This window comes from Acidiplasma aeolicum, assembly GCF_001402945.1.
GTDB lineage: Archaea > Thermoplasmatota > Thermoplasmata > Thermoplasmatales > Thermoplasmataceae > Acidiplasma > Acidiplasma aeolicum.
In genome coordinates, this window is the sequence record NZ_LKBG01000138.1 from 1 (window position 1) to 1258 (window position 1258).

Annotated in this window: 1 protein-coding gene and 1 pseudogene; both read left to right on the plus strand. The window is 35.0% G+C overall.

The window, feature by feature from the left end; genetic code table 11:
• The first annotated feature begins 65 nt into the window (after positions 1 to 65).
• A complete protein-coding gene (locus tag AOG54_RS03680; protein WP_084795478.1) occupies positions 66 to 722 on the plus strand; it encodes a M24 family metallopeptidase in 657 nt (218 codons plus the stop codon).
• A 293-nt stretch (positions 723 to 1015) separates the two neighbouring features.
• Positions 1016 to 1258: pseudogene (locus AOG54_RS03685) on the plus strand (hypothetical protein); the annotation flags it as partial.

The window sequence follows — 1258 nt, forward strand, 5'->3', positions numbered from 1 at the left end:
CAAGGCGGGGGTGCCTTTTCCACCACTTATTTTATTATTTCCATCCTTAAAATGAGGTTAATTTAATTAAAAAGGCAATAGAGGTCTCTGAAAATTCACTGAAAGATTCATTGAGTGAGGTCACTCTTGGAATAACAGAAAAGCAACTTGCAAACACAATAGATAGTTTAATTAAAAGTCGGTACTATGCAGACCTCGCATTTACAACCATTGTATCATTTGGGAAAAATGCTGCAAATCCTCACCATATACCTGATTCCACACAATTAAAGAAGAATGAGTGCATTGTTATAGATTTTGGTAGTAGATATAATATGTATTGCTCTGATATGACCCGAACATTTTTTTATGGAAATCCGGATGAAAATTTTATTAAAATATACAACACTGTAAAAAATGCACAGGAGGACGGATGCAATCGAGCGTCGAGCAGTATAACAGGAATGGAACTTGACCGTTATGTCAGAAACATTATTGAAAAATCTGGATACGGTAAAAATTTTATTCATAGGACAGGGCATGGAATAGGTCTCAACGAGCATGAGGAGCCATATATTGATTCAAAAAATCAGAATAAATTTATCCCAGGAAATGTAATAACAATAGAACCTGGAATTTATATACCTAATAAATATGGAGTTAGATTAGAAGATATTGTGTTAATTGAAGATAATGGCGGAATTAATTTGAATAAATTTACACATGAGATGGAAATATTATAAAGAAATCATGAAAAACCTTACTTAGCCTCAGCTATATGACAATATAGCTGTGTGAATCGGGGGTGGCTGTTATTTTGCTTGGCCTTAGTGGTCGCTTTACAGAATAGCCGCCCTTCGACTCGATTTCATACCTTATTAATATTTAATAAGGTGAATAGGAGTTTGTCGAGTCTTCGATTCTGAATCTCACAGAACCACTAGGAAGTTGGTTATGGATAGTTTAAACTTAAACACATCTAAAGAGATGTATATAACTAATGATTTATATAAATATACAAAGGGGGTAATGTAAAATGTCTGGAAGAATATGGACTAGTGAGGAGAAACTCAATATTATGATGGAATCATTCCAGAATCCTAACATTGCGATAGCAGAGCGGTGCAGGAACCATGGAATAGCAGTATCACTATTTTATAAACGGAAGGAACTTTCCATGCTGCACTGGCGTCAAAGATTTTTATTATATTTCATTGGTTCACTGGCATTAAAGAGCAGCGAGCTGACCCCACAGCAGATAGCGGATATGTCAAAAAGT